At 62.3% G+C, this 24,083-nt stretch carries 29 protein-coding genes and 1 tRNA gene; 5 read left to right on the forward strand and 25 right to left on the reverse strand.

Annotated features, from left to right (window positions below; genetic code table 11):
* Positions 1 to 57: 57 nt before the first annotated feature.
* From ABIC32_RS03935 to ABIC32_RS03980, 10 genes are all read right to left on the reverse strand, one after another.
* Positions 58 to 837: a fimbrial biogenesis chaperone gene (locus ABIC32_RS03935; RefSeq protein WP_143007364.1), complete on the reverse strand. Its 780-nt coding sequence runs from the start codon at positions 835 to 837 to the stop codon at positions 58 to 60.
* A gap of 262 nt (positions 838 to 1,099) precedes the next feature.
* Positions 1,100 to 1,876 (reverse strand): hypothetical protein, encoded by a 777-nt coding sequence (locus ABIC32_RS03940; RefSeq protein ID WP_066554165.1) that lies wholly within the window; start codon positions 1,874 to 1,876, stop codon positions 1,100 to 1,102.
* 74 nt (positions 1,877 to 1,950) lie between these two features.
* The gene (locus ABIC32_RS03945; protein ID WP_174085986.1) at positions 1,951 to 2,748 is read right to left on the reverse strand and encodes a hypothetical protein; all 798 of its coding nucleotides are present in this window, start codon (positions 2,746 to 2,748) and stop codon (positions 1,951 to 1,953) included.
* A 255-nt stretch (positions 2,749 to 3,003) separates the two neighbouring features.
* The gene (locus ABIC32_RS03950; protein WP_354072465.1) at positions 3,004 to 3,570 is read right to left on the reverse strand and encodes a hypothetical protein; all 567 of its coding nucleotides are present in this window, start codon (positions 3,568 to 3,570) and stop codon (positions 3,004 to 3,006) included.
* 420 nt (positions 3,571 to 3,990) lie between these two features.
* Positions 3,991 to 4,065: transfer RNA gene (locus ABIC32_RS03955), tRNA-Gly, on the reverse strand.
* A gap of 98 nt (positions 4,066 to 4,163) precedes the next feature.
* Positions 4,164 to 5,273 carry a tyrosine-type recombinase/integrase gene (locus ABIC32_RS03960; protein ID WP_354072467.1) on the reverse strand — a complete coding sequence of 370 codons (1,110 nt, stop codon included), beginning with the start codon at positions 5,271 to 5,273 and terminating at the stop codon, positions 4,164 to 4,166.
* Positions 5,263 to 5,580, reverse strand: coding sequence for a hypothetical protein (locus ABIC32_RS03965; protein ID WP_354072469.1), 318 nt, complete (start codon positions 5,578 to 5,580; stop codon positions 5,263 to 5,265). The genes ABIC32_RS03960 and ABIC32_RS03965 overlap by 11 nt, the downstream gene beginning before the upstream one ends.
* Before the next feature lie 176 nt (positions 5,581 to 5,756).
* Complete coding sequence (locus ABIC32_RS03970; RefSeq protein WP_354072471.1) at positions 5,757 to 6,047, reverse strand: hypothetical protein; 291 nt, start codon at positions 6,045 to 6,047, stop codon at positions 5,757 to 5,759.
* A 90-nt stretch (positions 6,048 to 6,137) separates the two neighbouring features.
* On the reverse strand, positions 6,138 to 6,572 hold the full coding sequence (locus ABIC32_RS03975) for a helix-turn-helix domain-containing protein (RefSeq protein ID WP_354072473.1): 435 nt from the start codon (positions 6,570 to 6,572) through the stop codon (positions 6,138 to 6,140).
* A gap of 31 nt (positions 6,573 to 6,603) precedes the next feature.
* Complete coding sequence (locus ABIC32_RS03980) at positions 6,604 to 7,017, reverse strand: hypothetical protein (protein ID WP_354072475.1); 414 nt, start codon at positions 7,015 to 7,017, stop codon at positions 6,604 to 6,606.
* Between the two features lie 309 nt (positions 7,018 to 7,326).
* Here ABIC32_RS03980 and ABIC32_RS03985 point away from each other — a divergent pair, with 309 nt between their 5' ends.
* Positions 7,327 to 7,587, forward strand: coding sequence for a helix-turn-helix domain-containing protein (locus ABIC32_RS03985; RefSeq protein ID WP_354072477.1), 261 nt, complete (start codon positions 7,327 to 7,329; stop codon positions 7,585 to 7,587).
* Positions 7,588 to 7,601: 14 nt separating this feature from the next.
* On the opposite strand, the gene ABIC32_RS03990 is transcribed toward ABIC32_RS03985, so the two are convergent.
* Positions 7,602 to 7,757, reverse strand: coding sequence for a hypothetical protein (locus ABIC32_RS03990; RefSeq protein WP_354072479.1), 156 nt, complete (start codon positions 7,755 to 7,757; stop codon positions 7,602 to 7,604).
* A gap of 307 nt (positions 7,758 to 8,064) precedes the next feature.
* Between ABIC32_RS03990 and ABIC32_RS03995 the strand changes: the two genes are divergently transcribed.
* Positions 8,065 to 8,556 carry a hypothetical protein gene (locus tag ABIC32_RS03995; RefSeq protein ID WP_354072481.1) on the forward strand — a complete coding sequence of 164 codons (492 nt, stop codon included), beginning with the start codon at positions 8,065 to 8,067 and terminating at the stop codon, positions 8,554 to 8,556.
* A 487-nt stretch (positions 8,557 to 9,043) separates the two neighbouring features.
* Here ABIC32_RS03995 and arsC read toward each other — a convergent pair whose 3' ends face one another.
* The 3 genes from arsC to ABIC32_RS04010 are packed head-to-tail and all read right to left on the reverse strand — an operon-like array spanning position 9,044 to position 10,882.
* The gene (arsC, locus tag ABIC32_RS04000) at positions 9,044 to 9,457 is read right to left on the reverse strand and encodes an arsenate reductase (glutaredoxin) (RefSeq protein WP_354072483.1); all 414 of its coding nucleotides are present in this window, start codon (positions 9,455 to 9,457) and stop codon (positions 9,044 to 9,046) included.
* Positions 9,454 to 10,509 (reverse strand): ACR3 family arsenite efflux transporter, encoded by a 1,056-nt coding sequence (gene arsB / locus ABIC32_RS04005; protein ID WP_354072485.1) that lies wholly within the window; start codon positions 10,507 to 10,509, stop codon positions 9,454 to 9,456. Before arsB ends, arsC begins: the two co-directional genes overlap by 4 nt.
* A 19-nt stretch (positions 10,510 to 10,528) precedes the next feature.
* Positions 10,529 to 10,882, reverse strand: coding sequence for an ArsR/SmtB family transcription factor (locus ABIC32_RS04010; protein ID WP_354072487.1), 354 nt, complete (start codon positions 10,880 to 10,882; stop codon positions 10,529 to 10,531).
* A gap of 38 nt (positions 10,883 to 10,920) precedes the next feature.
* Between ABIC32_RS04010 and arsH the strand changes: the two genes are divergently transcribed.
* Positions 10,921 to 11,646: an arsenical resistance protein ArsH gene (gene arsH, locus ABIC32_RS04015; RefSeq protein WP_354072489.1), complete on the forward strand. Its 726-nt coding sequence runs from the start codon at positions 10,921 to 10,923 to the stop codon at positions 11,644 to 11,646.
* Between the two features lie 292 nt (positions 11,647 to 11,938).
* Here arsH and ABIC32_RS04020 read toward each other — a convergent pair whose 3' ends face one another.
* The 9 genes from ABIC32_RS04020 to ABIC32_RS04060 all read right to left on the reverse strand — a co-directional run bounded on the left by ABIC32_RS04020 (position 11,939) and on the right by ABIC32_RS04060 (position 21,834).
* Positions 11,939 to 12,856, reverse strand: coding sequence for a hypothetical protein (locus ABIC32_RS04020; RefSeq protein ID WP_354072491.1), 918 nt, complete (start codon positions 12,854 to 12,856; stop codon positions 11,939 to 11,941).
* Complete coding sequence (locus tag ABIC32_RS04025) at positions 12,853 to 13,794, reverse strand: hypothetical protein (protein ID WP_354072493.1); 942 nt, start codon at positions 13,792 to 13,794, stop codon at positions 12,853 to 12,855. Before ABIC32_RS04025 ends, ABIC32_RS04020 begins: the two co-directional genes overlap by 4 nt.
* 487 nt (positions 13,795 to 14,281) lie before the next feature.
* Positions 14,282 to 14,872: a recombinase family protein gene (locus tag ABIC32_RS04030; RefSeq protein ID WP_354072495.1), complete on the reverse strand. Its 591-nt coding sequence runs from the start codon at positions 14,870 to 14,872 to the stop codon at positions 14,282 to 14,284.
* A gap of 125 nt (positions 14,873 to 14,997) precedes the next feature.
* Positions 14,998 to 17,322 carry a S8 family peptidase gene (locus tag ABIC32_RS04035; RefSeq protein WP_354072497.1) on the reverse strand — a complete coding sequence of 775 codons (2,325 nt, stop codon included), beginning with the start codon at positions 17,320 to 17,322 and terminating at the stop codon, positions 14,998 to 15,000.
* 70 nt (positions 17,323 to 17,392) lie between these two features.
* On the reverse strand, positions 17,393 to 18,445 hold the full coding sequence (locus tag ABIC32_RS04040) for an AAA family ATPase (protein ID WP_354072499.1): 1,053 nt from the start codon (positions 18,443 to 18,445) through the stop codon (positions 17,393 to 17,395).
* 419 nt (positions 18,446 to 18,864) lie between these two features.
* Positions 18,865 to 19,827: a TraB/GumN family protein gene (locus ABIC32_RS04045; RefSeq protein ID WP_354072501.1), complete on the reverse strand. Its 963-nt coding sequence runs from the start codon at positions 19,825 to 19,827 to the stop codon at positions 18,865 to 18,867.
* Between the two features lie 44 nt (positions 19,828 to 19,871).
* Complete coding sequence (locus ABIC32_RS04050) at positions 19,872 to 20,069, reverse strand: helix-turn-helix transcriptional regulator (RefSeq protein WP_055754453.1); 198 nt, start codon at positions 20,067 to 20,069, stop codon at positions 19,872 to 19,874.
* A 3-nt stretch (positions 20,070 to 20,072) separates the two neighbouring features.
* Positions 20,073 to 20,531 carry a hypothetical protein gene (locus tag ABIC32_RS04055; RefSeq protein WP_354072504.1) on the reverse strand — a complete coding sequence of 153 codons (459 nt, stop codon included), beginning with the start codon at positions 20,529 to 20,531 and terminating at the stop codon, positions 20,073 to 20,075.
* Between the two features lie 85 nt (positions 20,532 to 20,616).
* Positions 20,617 to 21,834 (reverse strand): DNA recombination protein RmuC, encoded by a 1,218-nt coding sequence (locus ABIC32_RS04060; protein WP_354072506.1) that lies wholly within the window; start codon positions 21,832 to 21,834, stop codon positions 20,617 to 20,619.
* Between the two features lie 119 nt (positions 21,835 to 21,953).
* On the opposite strand from ABIC32_RS04060, the gene ABIC32_RS04065 reads away from it, so the two are divergent.
* Positions 21,954 to 22,316 (forward strand): hypothetical protein, encoded by a 363-nt coding sequence (locus tag ABIC32_RS04065; RefSeq protein WP_161640053.1) that lies wholly within the window; start codon positions 21,954 to 21,956, stop codon positions 22,314 to 22,316.
* Positions 22,317 to 22,321: 5 nt separating this feature from the next.
* On the opposite strand, the gene recR is transcribed toward ABIC32_RS04065, so the two are convergent.
* Positions 22,322 to 22,924 carry a recombination mediator RecR gene (gene recR / locus ABIC32_RS04070; protein WP_039244053.1) on the reverse strand — a complete coding sequence of 201 codons (603 nt, stop codon included), beginning with the start codon at positions 22,922 to 22,924 and terminating at the stop codon, positions 22,322 to 22,324.
* Positions 22,924 to 23,253, reverse strand: coding sequence for a YbaB/EbfC family nucleoid-associated protein (locus tag ABIC32_RS04075; protein WP_039244052.1), 330 nt, complete (start codon positions 23,251 to 23,253; stop codon positions 22,924 to 22,926). Before ABIC32_RS04075 ends, recR begins: the two co-directional genes overlap by 1 nt.
* A gap of 156 nt (positions 23,254 to 23,409) precedes the next feature.
* Between ABIC32_RS04075 and ABIC32_RS04080 the strand changes: the two genes are divergently transcribed.
* Positions 23,410 to 24,024: a malonic semialdehyde reductase gene (locus ABIC32_RS04080; protein ID WP_354072509.1), complete on the forward strand. Its 615-nt coding sequence runs from the start codon at positions 23,410 to 23,412 to the stop codon at positions 24,022 to 24,024.
* Positions 24,025 to 24,083: the final 59 nt, after the last annotated feature.

Below are 24,083 nucleotides of genomic sequence, written 5' to 3' on the forward strand. Positions count from 1 at the left end.
CTGGAACGCACGCCAGCCCCCAGGCCAGTGCGAGAACCGAGACGCCCCCCAGCGCTCTCATCGTCCGAACTTCAACGTGACGGGCTTGGCGGGATCCAGCGCCGTGCCGGTGGGCAGTTTAAAGGTTCTCTTGCCGCCGCCGGGCGCCAGATAGCCGACGCCGACGGTCTTGGAGATCTCACCGCTGTCGTATTCGCGGCGGAAAGGCTGGCCGGCGGTATCGGTGCCTTCAACAATCCAGGTGGCGCCGCTCATCAAGGCATAGCGTTTGCCGGTGTTGGACACGACGATCTCGATACCGGGTTCCGCAGGCGGCGGCGGCGCGGCCTGACCATTCGTGAGGGTGGGATCGATCTCGGGCGCCGGCGGGCTGACCAAGGCGGGCGTCACCGAGACGACCTCGACCTTCGGCTCGGCTCCGGGCGGCGCCACGACGATCAGCGCCTTCATCGTATAGAGGACCTGGACCGACACCGCGCCGCCGCTCTCGGGCGTGGCGGTGGGGTCGGTGGCGACCGGCAACTGGCGGACCCAAAGGTAGTAGGCGTGCGACGTCTCGATCTTGGGATCACCGACCCACTGGACCCGAACCACCTGACGACCATTGACGGGCACCAGCCCTTGGGGCGGGAAGACCAGGAAGTCGTCGTCGGCGTCCGTCTCGGTCACATTGCCGTTGGCGTCGATATCCATGCGCGTGATGCGCGTCTCGAACGGCAAGGCGACGGATCCGACATTGCCGACTTCGATCCGGGCGGCCGATCCGGCGCCGGTCGTGGTCAGTTCGGACACCATCGGCGACACGCGCATGGCCCATGCGGCACCGGCGACAGCCATGATCACGAGCGCAACAGCAAACACGCTGATCGCCAAGGCGACAGACCGGCCCCTGCGAACGCTGAACAATGAAGACATTGTGTTACTTCCCCCGAAGACCGATCTGACGCCGGCTTGAGATTCCCGTCGCGAGCCGCCGCGCCCAGGCTGCTGCAAGCGTCGCGCCAGCTTCACTTAAGCATGGCGTAACAATGGTGACTGAAACGCAAACAGGGGGGACATGCAGACCCCCCTGTCGCCGTTTCTCAAGTCGTTCTGAAGATCAGAAGGCTTGGATGTTGACGGTCAGCTGGCCTTCATAGGCGCCGGCGAGCAGCGACTTGGACGGAACGGGGATGTTCACGTTCAGGGCCATGGCCGACTTCCAGGCGCCGTGGCTGGCGCTGGTGGAGTTGGCGTTGGCGGCCAGGTTGATGTAGTTGCCGTTGGTCGCGGCGGCCGTGGAGCCGACGGCGCCGGCGGTGTAGGTGCCGGTGACCGAGTAAGGCAGGTTGGCCTGGAAGACGTTGGAGTCGTAACCGGCGCCCGAGTTGTTCACCAGGCCACGGATGTCGTTCTTGGACACGGTGACGGTGTTCGAGGTGTTGCAGCCGGCCAGGTTGGTGTCGATGGTGACGTTGGCCGGAGCGGTCATGTCAAAGGCATTGGCCGGGCCGGTGTCGTCCGAGGCGTAGATGCCGATGGTGCCGAAGTCGATCGTGGTCGAGGCGTTGCCGGTGTAGTAGGCGCAGTCCGTCGACACAGCGCCCTTCAGGGTGAAGGTCGCGCCGTCGTTGTTCGACGCCGTGCCATTGTTGTTGGCGGCGCCGCCCGTGATCAGCAGCAGCGAAACGTCGCCCTGGTTGTTCGGACCGTTGACGTAGTTTTGAGCCAGGTTCAGCTGGGCCGTACCGGTGTAGGTGCCGATGGCGCTTTGGGCATTGCCGTTGGCGTCATACGGGCCGCTGGCCGAGCCCTGATAGATCGGGTTGCCGGCCAGAGCCGGAGCGGCGGTCAGAGCAAGGGCGGCGACGCCGGCGAGAAGAGCTTGAAGCTTCACAGTAGTTCTCCCTTTAACGAGAAGCGGGCGCCGACGCGAGGCCGACGCCCTTCGATCTCAAGTCGTTCTGAAGATCAGAAGGCTTGGATGTTGACGGTCAGCTGGCCTTCGTAGGCGCCGGCGAGCAGCGACTTGGACGGAACGGGGATGTTCACGTTCAGGGCCATGGCCGACTTCCAGGCGCCGTGGCTGGCGCTGGTGGAGTTGGCGTTGGCGGCCAGGTTGATGTAGTTGCCGTTGGTCGCGGCGGCCGTGGAGCCGACGGCGCCGGCGGTGTAGGTGCCGGTGACCGAGTAAGGCAGGTTGGCCTGGAAGACGTTGGAGTCGTAACCGGCGCCCGAGTTGTTCACCAGGCCACGGATGTCGTTCTTGGACACGGTGACGGTGTTCGAGGTGTTGCAGCCGGCCAGGTTGGTGTCGATGGTGACGTTGGCCGGAGCGGTCATGTCAAAGGCATTGGCCGGGCCGGTGTCGTCCGAGGCGTAGATGCCGATGGTGCCGAAGTCGATCGTGGTCGAGGCGTTGCCGGTATAGTAGGCGCAGTCCGTCGACACAGCGCCCTTCAGGGTGAAGGTCGCGCCATCGTTGTTCGACGCCGTGCCATTGTTCGCAGCCGAGCTGCCCGAGATGGTGATCAGCGACACATTGCTGTTGACGCTAGGGTTCAGCGCATCGGCGATACCCACGATGGTCGTGTTGTTGCTGGTGCCCGTGAATGAAACCCCAGGAATGGTGCCGAACGGCGTCGAGATCGGGGGCGTAATCTGAACGGTGCCCGTAACGGAGCCCTGGTAGACGGTGCCGGCCATGGCGGGAGCGGCGGTCAGAGCCAGCGCGGCGGCGCCGGCCATCAGGGAAGCGAACTTCTTCATTTCAGTCTCTCCAAGCGAATGATTTCGCGAAAAATAGTCGATCGAGGCGGCAGTCCCTCCCCGTCCGATCTCGTCCAGTTAATCTTCCATTAACAAACGGTCAACAATAAAAAACGCCGTTAGCTACGATTTTCGGTGTATTCGCGTGGCGCGCGAAATCTTCGTTTTGCTCAAGCAAAGCAAAAATGAGCCTGCTTCTTCTTGAAGCAAGCGCCGAATCTATTCCGTATGCGCTATTAACTTGAACTTAATCGTTCAGACGCGAGGCGTTACCGTCACCGTCAGGGTTTCAGTATATTGACCTGCCAGAAGACCTGCTCCGGCCGGTTGCCTCGTGCGGAACTCGATCTTGCCGCCGCCGGCGGCGATGCCGTCCCCGCTGCTCAGCATTCCCATATGGTCGGCGCTGCTGAAGTTGGCCTGCACCGTGCGCGGTTCGGGCCGAAGCGTCGGAACGGTCAAGGTGACATCATAGGGCAGCACGCCCGCGAAGGGTCCTTCGCCCTGCGGCTTGCTGACGTGGGCCAGACCACCCCGCGCCGAGGTCACGCCCAGATCGAATGGCACGTTGCAGTTCAGACCGAAGAGCGCGGTGGCGCGTTCGCCGCCCGTCAACTCGCCGAAATCAATATCTCCGCCGCCTTGAATCTCACACCGTGGCACGATCTGGCCGACGACGTTGACATTCAGCGTCCGGCCCACGTCGCGGTTGTCGGCGACAGGCTTGGCCAGAGCCGGCGACGCGACGGCGAAGCCGATCAGCGCAACGGCGCCGCTTAAGCGACGGACCGACGCACGCAACGGCCTTGACGAATTTTGCATTGCCCCAATCCCGTTTCCGTCCCCAGGACGGCCCGTCACCCCGACGGTTCGCCCCACCCCTTCCAAAAGCCGTGCCACTCCGAATCGAGACGTTCGGCGACGGGCAGGCTTTGGTTAACAATCAGTTAACGGTGGCCGCTTTACGCCTAAGAGCAGCGGTATGCAATGCGTTTGCTGAACGGCGTTGTGCGTCAGGCCGCCGCAAGCGCGTGGCGTTCGGCGAACTTCGTCAACGTGTTCAGCGCGGCTCGGGCGACGACGCCAAGCAGGGTGTTTCGGCGATGATCACGCGCGTCCCTAGCGTCCTATCGTGGGACAACCACAGCTAGCGCACTGTTTCACAATGGCACACAAAATAGAGTGGCCGCAGGCAATGGCGCCGCTTCGTGGCCGTTGTGGACACGCGTAAAGGATCGGGACTGGAGCGGGTGAGGGGAATCGAACCCCTGACATTCAGCTTGGGAAGCTGACGCTCTACCACTGAGCCACACCCGCATTTTCCAGCGTTTTCAACGCCGCCGCTCCACGCAGGACGGAACAAACAAGCACCGTTTACTGCGTGGTTTACAGCTTTGTTCGCCAGCCGTTCTGATCTAGCCCGCCGTCTCGTTGCGGGCAAGCCGCTCAGCCGCTCTTCGAGCTATCGCTCCGGGGTCGACATAGCGGAGAAGAATGCGCTCGACGCCCTTCTCCTCCCAGCCCATTATCGTCGCCACCTCAAAGGTCGTGCATCCCGCAAGAAGCAACCGAGTCGCAGCGGTGCCCCGAAGATCGTGCAGGCGCTTCGCCACGCCCGCAGCCGCAGCAGCTCTGATGAAGGCTTGAGTAACGGAAGCCGGAAGCCATTTTCCGCCTCTCTCAGTCGTCAGGACGAAAGCTGAAGGGATTGCCCCGGACGCGATGACCTCCCGCCGTTCCTGGGTCAGCTGTTCGATGATCGCTCGCGCCGCCGGAGTCAGAGGCACCGTGGCAGTCACGCGCCCGCCGCTCTTGTTCGTTTTCACGATCAAAAAGTCGTCTCGAACCTGGTCCCACTTCAGATCGACCAAGTCGCCCCGTCGAAGTCCGGTCGCAGCCGCAAGACCAATGACATGACGAGCGCGTATAGTCGCTTTTGACAGGATCGCTTCCAGCTCGTCGTCGGTTACGATTTGTTCGGCTCGATTGACGTTATGAAGCTTCTTGAAGGACGTGGCTGGATTGTTTTCGACAAGCCCTTCCTCCATGCCGAAGGCAAGGACGCGCCGAAGAACCTGAATGCCATAATCCGCCTTACGCGGCGTCTCGGCCATCGAGTTGCGCCATCGCTTGATCGCATTGCGCGCCGCTGCAGCTTTGAGAAGACGTAGTTCCAAACTGCCGAACTGCTTGTCTATGACATCAAGCCAGCGAGACCATTGAGCGCGCGTGGACGTTGCCAGTTTGGGCAGCCCATCGGGATCGCCCCGATAGAGGACGACCAGATCATGAATGGTTTTCGTCGGCTTCTGACCTGCCACACGCGATGCTGCGTATGCCTTCACGAGATCGTCGACGCCCGCGAGTTCGGCTTGTCGGGCACCTTGCAGATCCGCCCCGGTGTATGTGGCTAGGCGGGGCGCGCCTCGTCCTCGGTACGCATAGACGTGGATATGGCAGCGTCCGTCGGACAGGTGACGAATGACTCGGTGCATGTGAGGAAGCACGGCTCGCTTAATGCCCATTTCCGGCCTCCCAGGCTGCGAACTCCGCTTCCAAATCCAAGTCGGTCTCTGGGCGCTCGGAGTTCATGCCTCCTAGGCCGTCGAGCCACCTATCGAGCGCAACCTTGTCCCAGCGCGGAGCAGCGTCGCCCTTCTGGGACAATGATACGGGGCCGACCGGAATACGGCGAAGAATGTCGGTCGATTTGTAGCCGACATAGCTCGCAGCTTGTTGGGCTGTGAACATGCGAGGCTGAATGGACTGGGTGTGCGCAGGGCGCGACTTGGGGATCACGTCGTGAGACGTGGAGGACGGTTCCAGGTTCATGGAAACTCACTCTGAAGCAGATAGTAAGGCGCTGCTGCCGCCTTTAAGCCCCGCTCTTACGGGGTGAGGACAAGTGGCGAACAATCGCCGACCTGATGACTCTAGTTTACTAGAATGCGAGAAAAAGGCAAGCATTTCCCGCATTCTAGGCCAGAAAAGGCTGAACGTCGTGCCGGTCACGCCGGGAGACCATCGGCCCAAGCCAGCTTCAGGCGACCACCGGACAGAACTAGTTTCCAGATGCCGACTGCACGCCCCGCAGGAATGGTGGCGTCGCCAAGGAAGCGCTCGCCTTCCTCGACCAGCCAGTGGACGCTGAGGTTGGCGTACATCTCCGCATGAGCCTTCGTGCGCTCAGTCAGGACGCCGCAGGAATAGGCCACTGCGTCCTGCTGTACGTCGCAGACTATGGGCTCGATCCCGGAGACTTGGTCTCCGAGCATGGTGATGAGGTTGTAGGTCGTCATGAGGTCAGTCCGCTTGTGATGTCGGACGACCTTATCTGGTTGCAGACTCTCTGGTTCTGGCTTCCACACTCTCGACGTTGGCGATCTTCATCACCCTTGCAGCGTGGCGACCAGCTTGCCGATCTGCGCCGGGCTGAACTCGGGGTCGGCGTTCTTCGTGGCGAGCCGAAGGGCGTCGATCATCAGCGCCTCGTTGGACGAGACCGTCCTGCGTTGGAGCAGTTCAACGAAATCAGCCGGCACCTCCTTGTCCCGGTCGCGCTGTTGAGCGAGCCAGAGGCGATAGAGTTCGGCGGGATCGAGACCCAGCAGCGCCGCGAGGGACGCGATCCTGGCAAGCGGCACTGGTGTTTGTCCGGTCCTCCACATGCTGATCATGTTTGGGGCGCCTATGCCGAGGCGATCGGCGGCCTCGGTGTTGGTCAGGCCCAGCGATGACCACCGGCTATCCAGGAACTCAGACAGCGGCGTCGGCGATTTCCCGTGCGCAGTCCTAGCGCCGCCCCTGCGTTTGATCGTGTCCATTTCGATCAGCCCTCTCCAGAATGACTCGGCGTCAGAAGTAAGTCGTCAAGCCGCCACGGTTGCAGGTGAGAGGATAGTCACGCTTGTTGCCGGGGAAGGCTTCATCGCAGGTCGGACCCGCTCCCTCCCCTGAAAGACGGGCTTCCAGCCGACGATGGAACAGATCCATTTCTTCCGGCGTAAGGCCACCGACCGCCGTCAGGGGGATGTCCGTCATCAGACCAGATGCATCCGGGATCGCCATGTCCAGAGGGCCGCGATTGCCAGATCGCGTGGCCGCATTCACGAACACCTCGGTTCCGCCCTGACCTGGTTGAATACGGACCACCCAGAAGTCGGTGCCGACGACGTTGGAGAGGCCCATGTAGCTGCTCCAGCCTCTCGCGGCTGAAAGTCCGGTCTCGGTCAGCGCTATCTGGAAGCGGCGATCGGTGTGGGTCAGCACCTCATGAGCCGCTCTCCGAACATCATCAGGGCTGGCCGCATAACGATGGGTCGATGCCTGTTGCTTCGCAGCCAGAAGGGTTTGCTGGGCAGCGAGATCCGAAGTCGGGCGGCTGGCGCACCCGGCGAGCACTGTGACGCAGGCCAGGGTGATGCTCCCCAGAGCGCGATGCCGTCGCGTTGCCTTACTAGTCAGACCTATCGTCGCCATTGCCGACCTCCCCGCAGTCCTACCAAACAAGCTGGTTCCGAAATCGAACCAAGCCGCTGCGCCTCTAGCGCAGGTCTTCCTCCCTTGGAAGGCGCGCGGATGCGAAAGTGGGTTTCATCTCCAGACTACCGGGCAGCCGTCCAAGTCATCGTGTCTGCAAGGGTCGAGAAGGGGCTGACGCAGCGAGAGGTCGAGCGTCGTCTGGGCAAGACGCACCATGGCTGGTTGGCAAAAATCGAAGTCGGCGAACGTCAGATGAACGTCCTGGACATGATTGCCATCGCTCGGGCCATCGGGGTGGATGAACGAGCGCTGTTTGACGATTTGGTCAGCAAGCTGCCCGAGAACCTCGACGTTTGAGAGTCGGTAGGATCTCAGCGGGGGTCGACAATCCGCCTCGCCTCAGCCGCGCGCTCTTCCTCGATAAGACGACCAAGCCGGTTGCTCTGCCGCTTCAGATAGACGCCATAGACCATGAGCGGTGCGGTGATGACGAGAAGGGCCAGGATCCCTTGGAGCTCGTTGGGCATTGGCACACCTCATGCTGGATGCTCGACCCTACGCCGCGATATGATGGAACTCCAGAACCCCGCGCGAAGTCCGTCGCCAGGCCGGCTGCCGATTTCCGGGTTCGACCCATTGCAGATTTCGGGGTGCGTTAGCAAAGTCGACGATGCTCGCCCGACTTGACACGCCAGAGCGGCGCGGATCGACCTAGGATGCCTAATGCCACTAATCACATTCGATGTAACCGGCGCGGCTGTGTCGTCTCGGCTAGAATACGGAAACGCTGATTGGCATGTCACATTACACCTAGCCTTGCCGTTCGATGAACACATGACGCTAGCGACCGGCGAAGACGTTCGAACCGTCCGCCTCGCTCTCACGATCAAAGCGATGACGGCGGAACACGACCGTTGGCTTCAAGAACGTCGGATTAAGCCCGACCGTCCGGTCATTGGGCAGATGCACTATTTCGACGGACCTCCCGCGATCCTGTCGGACGCCCACATTCCGGCAGACGCATTCGACCGCATCTTCGGGCTTGTTCAAGCGGGTCACATGCCGAGCACACTAACCGTTGAAATAGAAAGCCTCGACTACGATTGGCGACCGGACGGAAGCGGGAAGGTGTGGGACAACCGCGTAAATCCCATCGTTCCGGTTACGGACTTGAACTTTGATGTGCCGGTAGTGGGGCCGACCAAAGTGAGCGAGCCGGATCAGCTATCGGAAGTGGCAAAGCTAGTTCGCGCGTCCATCACCCTCCAAAAGTGGACGCTTTTCGCACTGATCGCAGCAACGGCTGTGCTCGCCTTTAGCCTATAATCGCTGACGGACCACTGGCACTTAAACCCTTCTCCTACGTCCACGCCCCACCTTTCACGATCCCGGCGATCCAGAACCACTCTGCGCCCTTTACCGTGACCGGCACTCCGTCTTCCGCTTCTGCCACGGCTGGGAGCCCGTGTTTGACGCCAGAGCAGGCCGCTACGTTGATCGATTAGAAGACCGCTCACGCCCTTATCAGCGTAGGTGCGAACGATCTCGTACCCGTTGCAGCACCGCATAGGTGGCGATGGCCGTCTTCTGCTGCAGTATCGAACTGTCCTGGCGCTCAGTGGACATGCGGACGTATTGAGCGGCCCGCCTTTTGGTCACTTCCGTCATTCCGCGCCTCACAGCACAAGTCGGATGACTGGAGTATGCCACCTTCAAGGAAAGGCGGAAGGCCGTGCTTGAGTCGCTCGGGTCAAAGAAGGGGCCAGAGCGACCGCCGGCGGACTATCGCTGCAGCGAGAGCTGGCTGTGATGGCTAGCGCCCCTTTTTAAGAAGCGCCAGCGAGCCGTCCTCCTTAACGAACGAGTGCGGGGGATTTGCGAGTAAACGCAGCACGATTTCAGATGGCCGACACAATGCAGCTCCAAGCGATGTGACGACGATCGGTCGATTGACGAGGATTGGATGCTCGACCATCGCGTCGATGATCGTATCGTCGGATACACCTTCTTCCAGCAGGCCCAACTCTGCCGCTGGCGTCCCCTTCTGCCGTATGAGTTCACGCAATGGCGCGGCGATGAGCGTCGATAGGCTTCGTAGAAGCTCCGGCGTCCACCCTGCGTCGAGATACTCGATCACTTCCGGTTCTTCTCCGGACGCGAGGATCATAGCCAGCGTGTTCCTGGAGGTGCCGCAGTTGGGGTTGTGATAGATGGTGACGTTGGTCATTGCGCCCTCTTGCTTGCGGCGCGCCTGACAGCTGCGCCAGCCTCATACCAACTCTTCGAACGGTTCACGATGCTGACAACCGACAGCATCACCGGCACCTCAACCAGCACGCCAACGACGGTCGCAAGAGCCGCGCCCGATTGGATCCCAAACAGACTGATGGCGGCGGCGACGGATAGCTCGAAAAAGTTGCTCGCTCCAATCAATGCTGATGGTCCCGCCACACAGTGCTGCTCGCCAGTCATTCGATTGAGGACATAAGCGAGGCCGGAGTTCAGATAGACCTGGATCAGGATAGGCACCGCCAGCAGAGCGATGATCATCGGCTGCTCCAGCACCTTCTCACCCTGGAAGCCGAACAGCAGGATCAGGGTCAGCAGGAGCGCCGTCAAAGACGCGGGCTGGATCAATCGCAATGTCCGCGCCAGCGCCGCTTCTCCTTGAGACAGCAGCGCCCTCCGGATCACCTGCGCAATGATAACCGGCACGACGATGTAGAGGACGACGGAGAACGCCAGTGTCGCCCAAGGAACCGTGATGGCAGACAGGCCCAGCAGCAGGCCGACTACCGGCGCGAAGGCGACGATCATGATCAGGTCGTTCACCGCGACCTGGGACAGGGTGAAGTTAGGGTCGCCCTTGGTCAGATTGCTCCAGACGAACACCATTGCGGTGCAGGGTGCTGCGGCCAGCAGGATCAGTCCGGCGATGTAGCTGTCGATCTCGCCCACCGGGAGCCAGAGACGAAAGACGACCGCCAGGAACACCCAGGCAAGGAAAGCCATAGAGAAGGGCTTAATGCCCCAGTTGATTAACAGGGTGACGCCTATGCCGCGCCAGTGACGACCGACGCCGGAGAGCGCGGAGAAATCGACCTTGATCAGCATGGGTATGATCATCAGCCAGATCAGGATGGCGATCGGCAGATTGACTGATGCGACCTCCATCGCCCCCAGCGCCGCGAATAGGTCGGGGGCGAGCGCGCCCAGCCCTATGCCTGCTACGATGCAGAGGATGACCCAGACGGTGAGATAGCGCTCGAAGACTGACATCAGAGAGACCCAAGCCCCGTCATTGAGGTTGGGCAGGGCAACAGGTCGCTTGGCTGACGATGTCGGCAAGCGGAGCGCACACGCTGGGAGAACCTCGGCAACAGTCCTCCATCAGGAAGGCGAGCAGCCCGGTCATGCAGTCGTAGTCGGCGGTATAGATGATGGACCGTCCGTCGCGCCGAGACGAGGTCAACCCTGCGTTTGTCAGGATGGTGAGGTTGTTGGACAGGGTGCTGCCCGCCATCTCGACCTCTGCCCCGAGGACGCCAGCGGCGAGCCCTTCCGGTCCCGCCTGGACGAGGCTGCGGAAGATGTTGAGCCGACCTTCATGTGCCAGCGCCGATAGGGCTGAGACCGCGTTCTTCGTTTCCATACTTCACGAATATCCGAAATATATGGCATAGGGAAGCCATGACCGATTTCCCCGCTCTCGACGCCGCTTATATCAGCACCCCGACCCTGGAGGCTCTGACGCCTCCGATGGAGTTCACTCACCCGCCTCGCTTCCTCCTGCTTTACGGGTCGCTGCGAGAACGGTCTTTTAGTCGCCTGTTGGTCGAGGAGGCGGATCGGTTGCTTCGCTCGTTCGGGGCCGAGACACGGATCTACGACCCGCGCGGCCTACCTCAGCCTGACGACGTAGATCCGTCCCATCCCAAGGTGCAGGAGTTGCGCGAGGCGTCGCTTTGGTCGGAAGGGCATGTCTGGTGCAGCCCTGAAAGGCATGGCTCCATGACCGGGATATTCAAGTCTCAGATTGACTGGCTACCCCTTGAGAGCGGCGGGGTTCGTCCGACCCAAGGGCGCACGCTCGCGGTCATGCAGGTGAACGCTGGATCGCAGTCATTCAACACGGTCAATCAGCTGCGCGTCCTAGGACGGTGGATGCGGATGATCACCATCCCGAACCAATCGTCTGTGGCGAAGGCGTTCAAAGAGTTCGACGAGGCCGGTCGCATGTTGCCGTCCGCCTACTACGAACGGTTGGTCGATGTGATGGAGGAGCTGTTCAAGTTCACACTGCTAACCCGAGGGCAAGCCGACTATCTCGTCGACCGCTACAGCGAACGTAAGGCGGTCGGCCAGCACCCAGCATCATCATCATTGGGCGATGCCACTCAAGTTCAGCGCCCATAAGGTAAGAGCATTCTGATGGCCCGAACACGCTAACCGCTTCCGGGCGGAACGGGCGAAGTCAGGGTCCACGTCCCCGGACTTATACCCTGGACCACGCCTGCATCCTGGTCGCTCAATCATACGAAGCCACCGCCCAGAACCACCGATAAGCTCAGGCGCTCTTCACTTCTGAACACATGAGCGTGGGCGTGAAATGGTCAGCACCGACCGGGGGTGTAAGGGATCCGATCCCAGTCGGTCGGCACGTAAGGGACCCTGATGGCTCCAGGCACCCCAAACCTAAGACTTCGTCCTACTGACGCATCCTTTCCGGCACGAACAATCGTCCGTGCTGACGCTCGACGATCTCCTTAGTCCCGATCTGCTCCAGGTCTGGCGGCAGGATCGAGAAGACCCTCCGGTCCGAAACCAGAGCAAGGTTGATCAGGCCCCAGACACCGTCCTTGGCGAACCGCTTCTCCAGGTCGTCCCGGATGGTGTCGCGGGTCATGTGGCTCTGGTTGCCGGTGCGGAGGCAAGCGTGGAGATCTTCCTTCGCCAGAACCTCGATGCAGCGACAGACCAGCGCCCTGGCACGGGTGGCTTCGTCAGCTGCGTCCCGGCGAGGAGCAGCACGTGAGAACCTCCAGTCTGGTTCGAGATCGGTCCAGTGCGCTTCCTGTCGGAGATACCAATGCATCCGATGGATGACGTACCTGAGCGCTTTCCGAGCAGCATCCTCGGACACCACCTGATCCAGACCGACGTAGGTCCGGAAACGGTCCTGGTCGATGGGATTTTCGATCAGGCCGGCACAGGTTCGAGCGTCCCGTTCCCACTGCTTCAGGGACTGGTCGTAATGCGCCCGGAGAGCGTCGCTGAGCGCGATGCAGACCCTTTCCTTCAGTCCTGCCAGGAAGGGCTCCGAGTGGGGCTCCTGGGGCACCTGGAGACTCATTCTCCGGATGCTGGTCTTGTTCAGGTCGTTGCGGATCAGATCCGTGATCCACTGGGCGATGTGGGCGTTGGCGTAGTCCCTGGTCTGCCAGCTGCCGTCGAACTCGAAGACGCCGGCGAACACGTCGTCCCATTCGATGTCGAAGGTCAGGGGATCGAGGCTGGTCTGAACGATCCGCCAGTCCGTGAGCTGGGTGATGAAGTCCGCCGCCTCGAGGGCGATGGGGGCGGTGATGTGGTCCGGCATGGTGATGCTCGGGGTGGGGGTAATCATTTGCCACCTCCGGTCGGTTGCCCAGCCAGGTCCCGGCATCTCCGGGCCTCCTGCTCCGAGATGAGTCTCAGAAGCCTGTCGGCGGTTACGGGGTCGAGCGCCGGGAGCTTCAAGTCAAGCTGTTGCCGATCGCCTGCAATAGCGAGATCAATCAGTCCCCAGCAGCCGCTCGATGACATTCGTGAGTCGATTTCGGCTTGCAGCAGCACGACGACCTCATCGCTGCTCAACTCCCGCAGTTCGACTTCCGGGAGAAGGGCTAGGAAGGCGCAACTCGCCCGGTAGACGAGATTGCGGGCTCGCTCGTGAGGCTTGCCGTCGTATCGCGCGCCTAGAACATCGCCCAGTTTCCATGGGTCAGCCTTGATCGTCGGGGCACCCGAGGTATCGACAGCAAGCGCCATCGATTTGAACACGTAGTTGAAGCCTCGCCGTAAGTCCCTCGGCTCGATCACCTGATCCATGCCGAGGTAGGTGCGGACGGCGTTCGCATCCTCGGGCGACTGCCAGAACAGTTCGTCTTCCACCCTCCCGCACCAGATGTCGGGCAGGCTTTCGCCTCGCAGGTTCAGGTCGTTCCGGATCCGAGTGAGAACGAACGACCTCAAATCGTCGAGCTTGGCCCGTTGTGCTGCTGCATCATCACGGATGGAGGCGTCGATCCCGCGAAACCGCAGGTGTCGGTCAGTCATCCTGCCGACGATTTGGAGAACCTGATCGGCGACATGACCACGAGCACGGTCTTCATACCGGGGCGTTCCGATGCCCTGCGCACAGAGTTCGAGCTCGGTAGGATTTTCGACCGAGACGGATACAGGATCCCAGCTGGAGAACTGCAGGCACCAGCTGATTTGCGAAACGTGTTTGAAGGCGGCCAACGCAGCGCGTTGGTCGATGACAGCCGGAAGCCAGGATCCGGCGGCGAAAAGCGATTGCATGTAAAACGGAAGAGAGAAGGTTTCTTACCGACCCCCTCGGGGGTCAGCGCACTGACCACTCAGGGCCAGCGTAACCGGAACAGGTGTCCGGGTGAGGGAGGTCGAAGCGAGCCCCGAACCGTTTCAACATGCTACAGCAACGCATCCGGTATGTCGAGTGCCGATGAAACGAACTTGCCGACATCGACGGCTTCCGGAGCGCGCCGCAGGCGCTGGCGAAGGAGCTGGAGATGTAGGCAAGTTGCGCGCCGAAGGCGTGCAGCAGCCGCTTCGTTTCTTTTTCTTGATAGAGATGTCTCTATCAACCCGGTATCTATTATATTCTTAAGAAACCTGGGCGAGCGCGAGCGTGCGCATACTTCATCCTTACTGAAAAGTCAAGAAGTTTTGGCGAAACCGCCCGCCCGCGCGTCCGGTGAGATGGGTGATTTTCCGCCCAGTGGAGTCGCCTTAAGGCTCTCCGCGAAGCTTCCCTCAGAAGCGCAGTTTATGCGGCCTCCACGGGCTCCTGAGCGGCTTCTAGACCCATGCCAGCCTGCTGCTTGATCCTGTACACGCTCGCCCGCCCGATTTTCAGACGGCGGGCCGTCTCGGCGGGGCCGACACCGGCCTGGAGGAGGCGCAGCACTTCATCAGGAACAATGGTTTTCGGCCTGCCACGATACACTCCAGCGGCCTTCGCCTTCTCGATGCCTTCCCGTTGACGTTCCCGGCGAAGGTCGCCCTCGAACTCCGCGACCGCCGCCAGCATGTTCAGCATGAGTCTTCCTCCGGATGTTGTCGTGTCGATTGCTCCTTGCTGGATGGCGCGGAACTCGACGCCCTTGTCCATCAGCCGGTCAACGATGTCGCGGAGGTCCGACATGGACCGCGCCAGGCGGTCTAGCCTTGTGACCACAAACACATCCCCATCCCTCACGTAATCCAGCGCGACGGCGAGCTGAGCGCGACCCTTCTGACTCGTGCCGCTGACCTTCTCCTCGAAGATCCTGGTGCAGCCCGCCGCGCGAAGTTGTTCAGCCTGGATCTCCAGCGACTGCCCTGTCGAACTGACCCGTCCGTATCCGATGATCGCCACGCGATGCCCCTGTCTCGTTGAGGTCTAGACCATACACCGAGACCGTATCGGAAGTCGGGTTACAACCCATACGAGACGCGGGAAATCGTCTCGAGCGGACGCCTCGCGGGGTATACCCAAATAGGTCAGACCATTACGCGCGCTGGCACTCGAGGCTGAACCGCTAGGCGGGATCGGACGGCGTCGTAAACCTCGATTTCGCCATCGGACTCAATCGTGACAGCAAGCCCGAAAGGAACGGCATCCGGCAAATCATCCGCGTTGTCAGGGCGACGAGACACAACGATCGGGACGGCGGCATTTTCCACCAGCGCTCGCGCAGTCGCGCCTTCCCAACAGCGATGGAAGGTCGTCCCACGCGCTGCGGCAACTTTTGCGGTCTGACCCGACTGAGGAGTTACGCCGATTAGAGGGTTGAGATCGGGCTCTTCAATCTGCAGCCGCACGGCCTTGTATGTTCTTCGACCGATGTCGATCGGTGTGAACCAAGCCAGTGTTGCGGTGACTCGCCTGACTGTCCGATTTCCGAACAGGCCAGCCGGGATAGGTAGCACGAAGGAACGCCCCTCATCGACGCCGAGCGTGCCGTGCCCCCATAGAGTTGCACGCGAGGCCAAGCACGCCGTCGCTTCTGACCAGTCAGGGAAACCATAACCGAATAGTCTTCGGACGTTCGCACTTCGTCGTTGATGTAGGCGGGCATCTGCAGGGCCAAAGACCTGATGGATCAACTCGCGCGACTCCGGCGGAACTGTCGCACGATGGACCAAGAGCGCCTTAAGTATCAGCGCCTGTCGAGCGCGATGCAGGTTCGTGAAGACCTCTCCGTATGCATCGACGAGGGCATCGTAGATCTGGTGGGATGCTCGAGCCGTCAGAGCCGTCGCGCCACTCGTGAAGCCTGACCATGCCGACATCTCTGGCTCTGAACCTGCGACTTTCAAGCCGCCTAATGAGTTCGCATTCGAGTATCGCAAGACGGTTGGACTATCGATTGGGCTCGATCTTCCTCGCAAACGCCCACCAGGCGCCAGCAGATCTGGCTTCACGGCGTTCCGAAAACCTGGGCCGTGCCGACTTGCCGGTGAAGGAAGTCGCCCGCTGGGCAAAGCGTCGTGACTGTTCGCGACCGTCTCGGCAATTTCGAGAGCATCATGATGCGCCGCGCCCACCGTGAGGGCATTCGTGGCTTCAGCTGGAGAAATGATGCGACGATGCGGCAAGGCGTCCCGCATCGCGGCCAGACTGGCGCTTGTGCGAGCCTCGCCGACGAGGGCTCGGAAGTGGTCTTCGCTCTCAACCTCCGGAAAATGGAGGTCACGGACGTTACCGGCGCTAACTAGGAACAAGACCCCATACTCAAACGACAGCCAATCGATGGCGCGCGCCCAAGGCGACATTCGTCCGGCGAAGGGGCGGGTCGCGTCCCCCATTGATATGCTGATCACGAGAACGCTTGGCGCAGCGGCGACCTCCGGCGGTCTAGGCACAAACATCTCCCGCACAGCGCGGACGACATCGTCCACGACCAAACGGTCATCAGGGAAGCGCTCATCATCATGTTCGACGGAGGCATACATGACTGGCCTGAAGAAAACCGGGCGTTCGAGCGGCGGCTCACCTGCTTGGAGATCTCCCCAGATCACCAGCGACGACATTGCCGTCCCGTGCTCCCGACGCCCCACAGACATGGCGGACAAATCGTCAGGATCGAAGACAGTCAGGCGCCCCCGCAACAAGGGGTGGTTTGAGAGAGGGACTGCATCGAGAATGGCAACGATGGGCTCCCCAAGCGGATCAGGCGCAACTCGCGCATCCGGATCGGCATCGGACGCATGGAGGTTATCGGCGAAACTCTGTGGCCTGATGGCAAACACGTCGGGCTGTTCAGCTAAGCTGCCCGCTTCCCTCAGCGCCACGGAGCGGACAGCTGGCGCGGGCAACCGAGCTAGTATTGCCTCATAGCCGATCTCGGGAATTGAGGCGGTCCTGACGACTTGGCCTCCCAATCCCTGCACAATCGCACCGACTCTTTGCGCCGTCGTGTTGCGGGCAGCATCAGATCCCCGACTGACGAGCTCGATTTCGATGCGTATATCCTCTCCATCGATCAGATCGAGAAGAAGAGCCGCAGCTTCGTCCGTCACACGGTCTCTTGGCCCCCACCGGCGCAGGTCATGGAGACATCTGAAAACGGAGGCCCAAGAGGCATGGTTGGGTCCTAGAGGACGATCTGACTTGTGCAGGTCCCACAGACGTAGGATTTCGTGCAGCGCCTGCGCGTCTGGGACCGTTAGGTATAGAGCGCCGTCCGCTTCGTCTTCATCCGGATCATCGAACTCACCTTCCTCCTCGCTCAGAAGCTGGAGGCCCGGAACCTGCCGGAGCGCTCTCGAGAAATCAGCGGTCGTCCCTGTCAACTCAAAAACGATGATCGTTTCAGGTGCCAACGCAGCAGGGTCGTCTCGCAAAGACAGGCCGTTTTGCTCTCTCGCGAGCACGTTCCGCAGGCGGTCGAATTTAGGGCCGACTCGAGCGTCCTGATTTACTGGCTGAGCCGGTTGAGGAGGAGGAACGAACGCTGGCGCTCCCCTTCTTCTTTCCGCCATCTGTGGCGGATCGAACGTCAGTAGTGGCTTCGACGGATCGCTCGCCATCACCAGGAACCCTCATGCGGGAAGCCCACACTCGGGACCGCTCTCGGATTGCATCGTTCAACGAAATTCCGGCGTCGGCAAGGATTAAGCGTCGCCTTATTTCGCGAACAAAGTCACCGGCTTCTGCGAAGCTGGACAAAGCTAGTTTTGCAACCGCTGCGACAGCATCGCGAGACAGCACTCCCTCCGTAGCGAGAGCGTTCTTCACGTAGTCCAGCACCATTGGTTGCGAGGGCTTCGCCATGGAAAGACGCATCTCGAACCGTCGCCAGGCGGCCCGATCTAACAGCTCCTCGTGGTTGGTAGCCGCTATGAGGACCACGTATGTCGGCAAAGCGTCAATTTGCAGCAGCAAGCTGGAAACGACTCGCTTGATCTCCCCGGTCTCATGAACGTCCCCGCGTTCCTTTCCGAGAGCGTCGAACTCATCGAACAAGATTACGCAGGGTGTCGTGCGGACGTAGTCGAACAGTCTTTTGAGACGCTGATTTGTTTCGCCGAGGTAGCTACCTATGAGAGCATCATAACGGACCACAAAGAATGGGACCGAAAGAGCCTCAGCGATCGCTTCCGCCAGCGAGGTCTTCCCGTTGCCTGGTGGCCCAGCCAATAAGATCCGGTGTCGAGGCTGCACCCCGTATGATCTCAGCAAATCGCCTCGATGGTGTTCAGTGACCAGCTCCTCGACTTGCTGGCGGACTGACGCATCGAGCACCAAGTCATTTAGGGTGCGTCGCGGCTGGCTCTCGAGAATGAAGTCTCGGCCAGAGGCTATCGAAGGAGACGACGACGCAAATGAAGCAGCTGAAGCTGGGGCAGCTAGACTAGCTGACAACGCCTTTGACAACCTGTCAGCGTATACGTCGTGGCGCTTCGACCTTTCCTCCGCAATCATGGCCTCAACAGTGCTCTTCATAAGAGCCTTGTCGCTACCAGCTGCTGCTCGAACGAGGGATATGATCAGGTCAGCTCGTGCCATCGCTTCGGAAACAGCCGAACCTTTCTGGAGTATGATGCATCATCCTATCCAGCTATCGGCACGACGCAAAGATGACGATGTCATTTTTGGCCGAACTAACCGCATACCGGGAGTGACCCGACCTCGCTCCAAGTCGACCAAGCAGTTTACAGAACGTTGGGCGCTACCAGGCGCAGCTGCCCTGGATTGGAGCCAGTTTGCAGCTAAGCGATTGAAATCCAGTCGCTCGAACCAGCTTGGGAAGCTGACGTTCTACCTCTGAACTACACCCGCACAGAAAAAAACGCCGGAGGGGCATGTGCGCGCTCCGGCGTCGATTGTCTTAGCCGCCTCGGCGGCCGCGCTCAAGGCAGAGGTTATTGCGCCGCTTCGACCGTCATGCCGCGCTTTTGCAGGATGGCCTGGACGCTGTCGTCGCCGGTCAAGTGGGCGGCGCCGACGGCGATGAAGGCGGTGCCGGAGCCTTCGAGCAGGGTCTGGATCTGGTTGGCCCAGTCGGTATTCCGATCGACCAGAACGGCCTGATACAGCGCCGGCGAGGCCTCCTTCATTTCCTTGATCGTGACGCGGTCCAGCGTGGCGACGTCCCCCCGGGCCCAGGCCTCGACCATTTCATCCAGTTTTGTGGCGGCGTTCTCGTAGTCCTTCAGCGTCTCGCGCAGGAAGACCAATTGCACGTCGTCGGGCAGGCCGGCCAGGATGCCGATCTGCTTGTCGATGGTCTCGAAACCGTGGATCGGCTTGCCCGCCGCCTCGGCCCGCGCCTTGAGCACCAGTTCCACGCCGGACTTGGGATCATAGCCGGCCTTGATCAGCGGCGCGACCGACAGGCTGAGCGCCGCCAGCCAGGGCTTCATCGGCTGAAGCTGGGCGGCCGAGGCGCCCATGGCCTGGGCGGCCGCGTCCAGTTCGGCGCTTTCTTGCGGCGTCAGGCGGCTGGACAGGGGCGTCTCGGGCGACAGACCATGCTGCTGTATCAGCGGCATGATGGCGGCTTGGTCGTCGGGATTGCTGATCTCGAACCAGATGTCCGAGGCGCTGTCGAAGGCGGCCTCGACACGGGGACTGGACCAGCCGGTCGCCGGGCGAAGCACATGGACCGAGCCGAACAGATACAGTGTCGAATCCGCATCCTTGACCACCCACAGGGCGGGGCCTTCGCCCTGGATCGGCGCAGGGGCGGCCGGCGCGGCGGTCTGGGCCAGGGCGTCGGCCGGGACGCCGGCGATGGCGACGAACAGCGCCAGGCCGCCGGCGACGCCCAGGGCGCCGCGCGCCAGGCTGGAGACGGACGACAGAAGGCGATCAGTGAAGGTCATGAGAGGTCTCGTTGTTGTCGAAAATGATGGAGAAAAAGGACCGATCAGGCCTGATCGTCCGAGAAGATGGACTCGATGGGCTGGCCGAAGACGCGGGCGATCTTGAAGGCCAGCGGCAGGGAGGGGTCGTAACGGCCGGTCTCCAGTGCGTTCACGGTCTGGCGCGACACGCCCAGATGTTCGGCCAGTTGCGCCTGGCTCCAGTCGCGCTCGGCGCGCAGAACCTTGAGACGATTGTTCATGGCTCAGCCCCGCATCCGCGCCAGCCACCACCACACCCAGACGACGGTGTAGCCGATCAGCATGGGGGCGATCATCAAGGCGGCGCCGGCGGACACATAGTCGATGGGCGAACCGCCCGAGCCGATCTCGCGCGCGATGATGTCGCGCCACGGCCCGGCCGAGGACAGGATCAGGCCGACGCCGCTGACGCACATGCCCGCCGTTCCGCCCCAGTACCAGGCCGCCTTGTGCGCCTCCCGCGCAGCCTCGTCGATCACGCGCATCCATTCGGCGCCGATCCACAGGGCGCCGACCATGATGGCGGCGGCGAAGACTGCGGTCACGATCAGTTCGCCCATCTCGGGCGCGATCCATCCCGAACTGGAGGCGTAGCCGACCGCGACGCCGCCAAGGAAGGCGAACAGCAGGCCGCCGCCGAACGTGATCACCGTCGCCTTGATTACCGGCCGCCACTTACGCATCAGTCAACACCCCTTGTCCTATTGACAAGCTACATTGACATCAAGGCCTTGGCGCTGTCAAGCGCCCTTTCCACAGAAAAGACGTCTACTCGATCTTGGCGGCGGCGATCAGTTCGGGGCGAGCGATGGCGCGGGGCGCGGTTTCGACCGGCGTCAGATCCGGCAAGGCCTTGCCCTCGTGATCGACCTGCAGATCCTCGAACCGGCGCGCGGAGACCATGACCTGGCTCTCGAGCGAGCCGACGAACTGATTGTATTTGCCGACGGCCGTATCCAGAGCCCGTCCGACGGCTGAGGCATGGCCGCCCATGACCGACAGCCGCTTGTAGAGTTCGCGGCCCAGGGCGGCGACCTTGTCGGCGTTGGCCGCCTGCTCTTCCGCGCGCCAGCCATAGGCGACGGCCTTGCACAGGGCGAACAGGGTCGAAGGGGTGACGATGACGACGCGCGAGGCCATCGCCTGGGTCATCAGGTCCGGCTCGTGGTCCAGAGCCGTGACCAGGAAGGCGTCACCGGGCACGAACAGGACGACAAAATCGGGGCTGGGCTTGAACTGGTCCTGATAGGCCTTGGACGACAGCTGGCGCACATGAGTCTTCAGGCTGGCGGCGGTGCGCAGGCCGACCGAGCGGGCGCGCGCCTCCTCGTCGCCCTCCCCGTCGTCGAAGGCCAGCGGGACCTTGGCGTCGATCACGAACATGCCGCCGCCGGGCAGGCGGACGATGAAGTCGGGCCGGTTCTGGCGGCCCTCGTCGTCGGCGCTGGAGGTCTGTTCGGTGAAGTCGAACCGCCCGGCCATGCCGGCGGCCTCCAGAACGTTGCGGCACGTCTGCTCGCCCCAGCGGCCACGCCGGCCGGTGTTGCCGCGCAGGGCCTCGGTCAGCTTGCGCGCCTCGTCGCGCGTGGCGGAGGAGGCTGTCATCAGCTGGGCTAGCTGTTCACGCAGCCCCCCGGTCTCTTCGGACCGCGTCTTCTCCAGCGCGGCGACATGCTCCTGGAATTTGGTCAGGGTGTCGGCGACAGGTTTCAGCTGGGCGGCCATCCGCTCCCGCGCCAGCTGGTCTTGGGCGCGGAAGGTCTCGGTCGCGCGACTGACCATCTGATCCGCCACGACCTGGGCCGACTGCGCCGCCTGGGCCTTGAGCAGTTCGCCCATGGTCACACGGCTTTCCTCGACCAGATCGATGCGGGCCTTGGCCGCCGCCAGCGCGCCGCTCGTCCTCTGCCAGCCCATATAGGCCCACAGAAAACCGCCCGCGAAGGCGGCGGCCAGGACAGCGAGGATCGGCACAAGCATGTTCATGCTCCGTTCCTAACGGGAGTCGCCTTCAATGAGAAGCGGGCCCTTCCGGCGCCGCTTGTCCGGAACGTCGCCGTTGCGATGACGTTGGTGTCTCAGCCATTTGCACGAAGGACCCGCCCATGACCCCGGAAAAGCCCCACCGCCACGACACCGCCGCCGACGCGGTGCACGACGGCCGGCCGGTCGATGCCGAACTGGTGCGCAGCGGCCGCAAGAACCCGCGGATCGCCGTCATCCTGGCGATCTCGACGCTGGCGGCGGCCATTCTGCTGCTGGGCCTGTGGTTCGTGACCAACGGCGCGTTCGACTCCAAGAACGCTGAGACCGGGCCCGAGGCGGCCGCCGCCGAAACCCAGGCCTTCGCCGGCGACAGCCAGACGCCGCCGGCCGCCGATGCGCCGACGGATGAAACGGGGCGCGCCGTACCGACCCCGACGGGCGAAGCGCCGAACGTCAACGCCCCGACCGTGCCGTCGAACTAACTCGATCAGGCCGGGCGGCGGGCGCGAAGGGCCTGGACGATGGTGCCGTCGTCCAGCCAATCCAGTTCGCCGCCGACCGGCACCCCGCGCGCCAGCGAGGTGATCTCCACATCCGGACCGGCGATCCGCTCGGCGACATAGTGGGCGGTGGTCTGGCCATCGACCGTGGCCGGCAGGGCAAGCACGACCTCGCGCACGCCCCCGCCCCTGACGCGCCCGACCAGTTCGGTGATCCGCAAATGCTCGGGCCCGACACCGTCCAGAGCTGACAGCAATCCGCCCAGCACATGATATTTGCCCCGAAAGGCGCCGGATCGCTCCATCGCCCACAGGGCGCCGGCTTCCTCCACCACGCAGATCAGGCCATTGTCGCGCGATCCGTCCGAACAGATGGCGCAGGGGTCGCGCGTATCCGGCGCGCCGCAAACCGAGCACGACACGACCTTTTCCGCCGTCTCGGCCAGCGACGCCGCCAATGGGACCAGCAACTGCTCGCGTCGCTTCAACAGCGCCAGCGCCGCACGCCGCGCCGAGCGTGGACCCAGGCCCGGCAGTTTGGCGAGAAGGGAGATCAGCCGTTCGATCTCCGGCCCGGCGGAGGCGGCCATCAGAACAGTTTCGGCATTCCGGGAATGTTCATCCCGGCCATGGGGCCTGCGGCCTCGCGCATCAGGGCGTTGTTCTGCTCATCCAGCTTGCGCTTGGCGTCGGCATGGGCGGCGACGATCAGATCGGCCAGGATCTCGCCCTCGCCCGGGCTCAGCAGGCTGTCATCGATCTTGATGGCCGTAATCTCGCCAGGCCCCTTGAGGGACACAGAGACGAGGCCGCCGCCGGAAGAACCCTCGGCAATCGTTTCGGCCATCTTGGCCTGGGCGTCCTGCAGCTTTTGCTGCATCGCCTGGGCCTGCTGCATCAGTTGGGTCAGATCTTTCATGCCCTCTAGATAGGGCGAACCAAGCCTGGGCGACAGAGGGGTTGTGCGCGGTGCGCGATATCGAAACCCAGCCTTTCGGGATTGGCGCTTGCGGCTGTTGCAAAACACCCTAATTAGCACCCGTAATCGTTGCTATTTAAGTCAGGACGCATCCCCATGGCCTATGACGCTACTCACCAACGCGACGTCCCGCTGTCGGACGCCGCCCTGTCGCAACTGTTCACCGAGGCGCGCACGCGCAACGGTTGGACGGATCGCCCCGTCGCGCCGGAACTGCTGCACAAGCTGTATGACCTGACCAAGTTCGGGCCCACGGCGGTCAACGGATCGCCCGCCCGCTTTGTCTTCATCACCTCGCCCGAGGCCAAGGCCCGCCTGATTCCGCTGATGAGCGAGGGCAACCGCGACAAGACGCGGCAGGCCCCGGTGACGGTGATCGTCGGTCAGGACATGGACTTCCACGATCATCTCGACGCCCTGTTCCCCCATGCGCCGGGCGCCAAGGCCTGGTTTGCCGACGAGGCCGGCCGGCGAGAGACCGCCCTCCGCAACGCCTCGCTGCAGGGCGGCTATCTGACCATCGCCGCCCGCGCCCTGGGCCTGGATGTCGGGCCGATGTCCGGTTTCGACGCCGCCGGCGTGAAGGCCGAGTTCTTCCCCGACAGCCATGTCGAGCCGAACTATATCCTCAACCTCGGCTATGGCTCGGACGAGAACCTGTTTCCACGCTCGCCGCGCCTGTCGTTCGACGAGGCCGCGCAGATCCTCTGAGCCGAGCTGTCGGCCTGAAACGAAGAAGGGCGGCCCGTCGGGCCGCCCTTTTGTCGTTC

The organism is Brevundimonas sp. 1080, assembly GCF_040545985.1.
Taxonomy (GTDB): Bacteria; Pseudomonadota; Alphaproteobacteria; order Caulobacterales; family Caulobacteraceae; genus Brevundimonas.

Excerpts from the sequence above, each read along its gene's own strand:
- ABIC32_RS04055 (WP_354072504.1), bottom strand. The coding sequence starts at position 20,531 with ATGCGTAAGTGGCGGCCGGTAATCAAGGCGACGGTGATCACGTTCGGC.
- ABIC32_RS04025 (WP_354072493.1), bottom strand. The coding sequence starts at position 13,794 with ATGCAATCGCTTTTCGCCGCCGGATCCTGGCTTCCGGCTGTCATCGAC.
- ABIC32_RS03935 (WP_143007364.1), bottom strand. The coding sequence starts at position 837 with ATGGCTGTCGCCGGTGCCGCATGGGCCATGCGCGTGTCGCCGATGGTG.
- ABIC32_RS03960 (WP_354072467.1), bottom strand. The coding sequence starts at position 5,273 with ATGGGCATTAAGCGAGCCGTGCTTCCTCACATGCACCGAGTCATTCGT.
- arsC (WP_354072483.1), bottom strand. The coding sequence starts at position 9,457 with ATGACCAACGTCACCATCTATCACAACCCCAACTGCGGCACCTCCAGG.
- ABIC32_RS04075 (WP_039244052.1), bottom strand. The coding sequence starts at position 23,253 with ATGAAAGATCTGACCCAACTGATGCAGCAGGCCCAGGCGATGCAGCAA.
- recR (WP_039244053.1), bottom strand. The coding sequence starts at position 22,924 with ATGGCCGCCTCCGCCGGGCCGGAGATCGAACGGCTGATCTCCCTTCTC.
- ABIC32_RS03945 (WP_174085986.1), bottom strand. The coding sequence starts at position 2,748 with ATGAAGAAGTTCGCTTCCCTGATGGCCGGCGCCGCCGCGCTGGCTCTG.
- ABIC32_RS03950 (WP_354072465.1), bottom strand. The coding sequence starts at position 3,570 with ATGCAAAATTCGTCAAGGCCGTTGCGTGCGTCGGTCCGTCGCTTAAGC.
- ABIC32_RS03995 (WP_354072481.1), top strand. The coding sequence starts at position 8,065 with ATGACGCTAGCGACCGGCGAAGACGTTCGAACCGTCCGCCTCGCTCTC.
- ABIC32_RS04065 (WP_161640053.1), top strand. The coding sequence starts at position 21,954 with ATGACCCCGGAAAAGCCCCACCGCCACGACACCGCCGCCGACGCGGTG.
- ABIC32_RS03965 (WP_354072469.1), bottom strand. The coding sequence starts at position 5,580 with ATGAACCTGGAACCGTCCTCCACGTCTCACGACGTGATCCCCAAGTCG.
- ABIC32_RS03990 (WP_354072479.1), bottom strand. The coding sequence starts at position 7,757 with ATGCCCAACGAGCTCCAAGGGATCCTGGCCCTTCTCGTCATCACCGCA.
- ABIC32_RS03975 (WP_354072473.1), bottom strand. The coding sequence starts at position 6,572 with ATGGACACGATCAAACGCAGGGGCGGCGCTAGGACTGCGCACGGGAAA.
- ABIC32_RS04050 (WP_055754453.1), bottom strand. The coding sequence starts at position 20,069 with ATGAACAATCGTCTCAAGGTTCTGCGCGCCGAGCGCGACTGGAGCCAG.
- ABIC32_RS04060 (WP_354072506.1), bottom strand. The coding sequence starts at position 21,834 with ATGAACATGCTTGTGCCGATCCTCGCTGTCCTGGCCGCCGCCTTCGCG.
- ABIC32_RS04080 (WP_354072509.1), top strand. The coding sequence starts at position 23,410 with ATGGCCTATGACGCTACTCACCAACGCGACGTCCCGCTGTCGGACGCC.
- ABIC32_RS04010 (WP_354072487.1), bottom strand. The coding sequence starts at position 10,882 with ATGGAAACGAAGAACGCGGTCTCAGCCCTATCGGCGCTGGCACATGAA.
- ABIC32_RS03970 (WP_354072471.1), bottom strand. The coding sequence starts at position 6,047 with ATGACGACCTACAACCTCATCACCATGCTCGGAGACCAAGTCTCCGGG.
- ABIC32_RS04045 (WP_354072501.1), bottom strand. The coding sequence starts at position 19,827 with ATGACCTTCACTGATCGCCTTCTGTCGTCCGTCTCCAGCCTGGCGCGC.
- ABIC32_RS04040 (WP_354072499.1), bottom strand. The coding sequence starts at position 18,445 with ATGAAGAGCACTGTTGAGGCCATGATTGCGGAGGAAAGGTCGAAGCGC.
- ABIC32_RS04020 (WP_354072491.1), bottom strand. The coding sequence starts at position 12,856 with ATGATTACCCCCACCCCGAGCATCACCATGCCGGACCACATCACCGCC.
- arsH (WP_354072489.1), top strand. The coding sequence starts at position 10,921 with ATGACCGATTTCCCCGCTCTCGACGCCGCTTATATCAGCACCCCGACC.
- arsB (WP_354072485.1), bottom strand. The coding sequence starts at position 10,509 with ATGTCAGTCTTCGAGCGCTATCTCACCGTCTGGGTCATCCTCTGCATC.
- ABIC32_RS03985 (WP_354072477.1), top strand. The coding sequence starts at position 7,327 with ATGCGAAAGTGGGTTTCATCTCCAGACTACCGGGCAGCCGTCCAAGTC.